Source organism: Collimonas sp. (assembly GCF_044339385.1).
Taxonomy (GTDB): Bacteria; Pseudomonadota; Gammaproteobacteria; order Burkholderiales; family Burkholderiaceae_D; genus Collimonas.
Map to the genome: position 1 here is coordinate 1 of NZ_JBIIVN010000217.1, position 3,270 is coordinate 3,270.

Annotated in this window: 4 protein-coding genes; all 4 read right to left on the reverse strand. The window is 54.7% G+C overall.

Annotated features, from left to right (window positions below; genetic code table 11):
* Positions 1 to 226: 226 nt before the first annotated feature.
* The 4 genes from ACIQ0R_RS12030 to ACIQ0R_RS12045 all read right to left on the reverse strand — a co-directional run bounded on the left by ACIQ0R_RS12030 (position 227) and on the right by ACIQ0R_RS12045 (position 3,158).
* Positions 227 to 694 carry a MarR family winged helix-turn-helix transcriptional regulator gene (locus ACIQ0R_RS12030; RefSeq protein WP_395827742.1) on the reverse strand — a complete coding sequence of 156 codons (468 nt, stop codon included), beginning with the start codon at positions 692 to 694 and terminating at the stop codon, positions 227 to 229.
* A gap of 247 nt (positions 695 to 941) precedes the next feature.
* Positions 942 to 1,589, reverse strand: a complete 648-nt coding sequence (locus ACIQ0R_RS12035; RefSeq protein ID WP_395827746.1) for a class I SAM-dependent methyltransferase — start codon at positions 1,587 to 1,589, stop codon at positions 942 to 944.
* A gap of 17 nt (positions 1,590 to 1,606) precedes the next feature.
* On the reverse strand, positions 1,607 to 2,947 hold the full coding sequence (locus tag ACIQ0R_RS12040) for a chloride channel protein (protein ID WP_395827751.1): 1,341 nt from the start codon (positions 2,945 to 2,947) through the stop codon (positions 1,607 to 1,609).
* 34 nt (positions 2,948 to 2,981) lie between these two features.
* Entirely contained in the window at positions 2,982 to 3,158 is a 177-nt protein-coding gene (locus ACIQ0R_RS12045; RefSeq protein ID WP_395827749.1) for a hypothetical protein, read from the reverse strand.
* Between the last annotated feature and the right edge of the window lie 112 nt (positions 3,159 to 3,270).

The following is a 3,270-nucleotide window of genomic DNA, read 5'->3' on the forward strand; positions in this document are numbered from 1 at the left end:
GCATTCGACGCTTGGCTATCGTTCACCCTGCCAGTATTTAGATGACTGGCTCACTGAGCAACATCAGGAAAAACAGGCGGCATAAAAGCCACCTGTTGGAAGACGAAAAATCGAGGGAAGCTCAACCTATCATATAGTGAACTATTTTTATCGTTTTAAATATGGCAACCTGGGTTGCCATATCGGTTGCCATATCGATTACCACACCGGTTAGCGGTTGCCTGATTCAGGCGTTTCTCAACAACGAACCACGTAGTACTTCAAGCTGCTTTTTCACCTCTAGCGCCTGTGCCGACGTACATTCAATCGCGCACAACACCGACTCCGGCAGCGCTACCGCTTGCTCCTTCATCATCTGGCCATCCTTGGTCAGGCGGATAATCACCTGACGTTCGTCAGAAACTGCACGCTCCCTGCTGATCAAGCCCTGTGCTTCCATACGCTTGAGCAAAGGCGTCAATGTGGCCGAATCCAGAAACAAGCGTTCGCCGATACCGTTCACGGTCAATTCGTCCTGCTCCCACAACACCAGCATCACCAAATACTGCGAATAGGTGATACCCAACTCGCGCAACAACTTGCGATACAGTTTTGCCATTGCCAGCGAGGTCGAGTGCAAGGCAAAACAGAGTTGCCCATCCAACTGCGGCACCTGCTGTGCGGTTTGTGTTTGTGTTTGTGTTTGTGTTTCCATGGTTCACATATTAAATAGTGCGCTATTTATTTGCAAGCTATTTTTAAAATCTTTTTTCATCATACATCTTATATACAAGAGCAGGTTGAGAGTGTAGCGAACTATCGCGCTGATGGCAACCACAGCGCTGCGCTGCTTCAGAACCGTAGCCAGCGGTGCAATGTCCGGTCGAAAAGCGCAGCGGTACGGCGGCACAGCAAACAGCGCAGACCGGAGATTGCGCCGCGCAGCAGGTGATAAAGCAGTGCTATTTGATGCGGCAGCTCAGGAGCCAGTAATACTCCAGGCGCAAGATACGCAACTCGCGGGTGAGCGGCGAGAGCTTCTTGCGCAAGCCGCTATCGGTCGGGAAATTTTTCATGATTTCGTAGCGCTCGCCGTTGGGCAAGGTACGGAACTGATACGTGTTGCCTTCGGCGTCGGTTCGCGCAATCGGCGTGCTGACTTCTTCTACATAGCCATTGTCGATCATCACCAGCAGGATATCCTTGCCGAGTTTTTCGCGCAGTTTGGCGATGAATTTCACCCGATCCTGACGGCCGACGTGCGACCACCAGAACCCCAGGAAACACGCCGTGAACTGCCGCTCCGGCTGAAAATCATTGATGTCCTGCAGCGCAAAACTGACTGTCTCGGACGGCAGGTTGCGGGACTTTGCCGATGCGATCATTTCCGGATTGATGTCGGTCGCCAGTACCGAATTTGCCGATGCAGCGATCTGCTCGGTCCAGAATCCTGTGCCGCAGGCCAGTTCCAGCACATCGTGGCCTTCCATCAGTTCCTGTACACGTACCTGCAACGTCAGCAGTTCGTCCTGGCGTTCTGGACGCTGGTAAATCTCGTCGTAAGTTGCGGCACGTTTGGCGTAGTAAGCCGCCATATCTGTATTAATCATTTTCCCGACTCATTCTCTCATTTTCTAACTTCTGTTTTTTCAACATTCTCGACCAGTGCGACGGCGGCCACCCGATAGCGCTCCGACAGCGCCTCGTACAGCGGCGCTGCAAAAAAGCGTGAAACCCGACTGGCAATCAATGCCGTCGCCATCAGCGAGATCACCAATGCATGGCCATTAATCATTTCCATCACGATCACGAAAGCGGTGATCGGCGATTGCGTCACGGCTGCCAGGTAACCCACCATGGCCAACGCGATCAGCATCGGCAGCGAGGTGTGGCTGAACACCTGATGCAACAAGTTGCCGAAGCCGGCGCCGATCGACAGCGACGGGGCAAAAATCCCGCCGGGAATACCCGGCAGATAGGATGACACCATCGACGCCATTTTCAGGAAAGGGTAAAACACTGACAAATGCTGCTGTCCTTCCAGCACTCCTTTGGCCTCGACATAGCCGCTGCCGAAGGTCGCGCCGCCAGCGATGATGCCGATCAACGCCACCAGCAAACCGCAGGCAGCGCCGAAAGCGATCGGGCGTGCCGCACGAAAATCGCGGATCTGCGACGGAATCCAGCGCGCGGTATTCAACAACAACCAACAGAATATGCCGCCGGCAATCCCGGTGACCACGCCGGTCACCAGCGCAGCCAGCGCCAGCATGTTGGTCAAGGTGCTGTCGATGCTGATCGGGCCGAAATAAGTGTAATTACCGTTCAAGCCCAGCGCCACGGCACCGGCAAAAATGATCACGGTAATCACGACGCCGCTGGCGCGATGTTCGAAACTGCGTGTCAGTTCTTCGATCGCGAACACGATCCCAGCCAACGGCGTATTGAACGCAGCCGACAAACCGGCCGCCGCGCCCGCCAGTATCAGGCGTCGTTCCAACGCGGCACTGGCACGCGGATACAGACGCCGCAAATTGAACATCAAGGCCGCGCCGACCTGTACCGTCGGCCCTTCGCGGCCGATGGTAAAGCCGCCCAGGATACCGATGAAAGAAATACCGATTTTGCCAGCAAGAATCCGTATCGACAGCAGCGACTGGCCGCGCCTGGTCGTGTCTTCTTCCAGCGTGGCGATAACCTGCGGGATGCCGCTGCCCTCGGAACCGGGAAAATAACGGCGCGTGGCCCACACGCACAACGCGCCGATCGCCGGCGTAATAAACAGCGGCAACCAGAAGTGGGATTGCTGCATCGAGCGAAACAAGCCGAAACCGACGTCCATCAGCCATGCATACAACACGGCGATCAAGCCGACCAGCACCGCTCCCATCCATAAAATGCCATATTTACGCCAGGCTCGCCGCACTTGACGCAGCGTCTGATCGGAAAAACTGGGGGGGCAGCGGATTCATTGAATTTGCGCGCAAAGCCCTGATTATAAATTATCCCAGCACAATTTCGGCCAAATTGGCCTTGCGCATGTCGCGCCAGGCGACACTGGAGAGGCAAGCCGCCTCCGTCAACACATGACAAAAAATAATTCTCCATCCAGCTTGCACACGACCACCCGAAAAAACGGTCTGAATAAGTCGTTGAATGCGATGGCCGATGAATGCCACTTTGAGCTTCCCTCGATTTTTCGTCTTCCAACAGGTGGCTTTTATGCCGCCTGTTTTTCCTGATGTTGCTCAGTGAGCCAGTCATCTAAATACTGGCAGGGTGAACGATAGC

Bases quoted from the DNA above. Each gene is read 5' to 3' on its own strand.
- ACIQ0R_RS12030 (WP_395827742.1), bottom strand. From the start codon at position 694: ATGGAAACACAAACACAAACACAAACACAAACCGCACAGCAGGTGCCG.
- ACIQ0R_RS12035 (WP_395827746.1), bottom strand. From the start codon at position 1,589: ATGATTAATACAGATATGGCGGCTTACTACGCCAAACGTGCCGCAACT.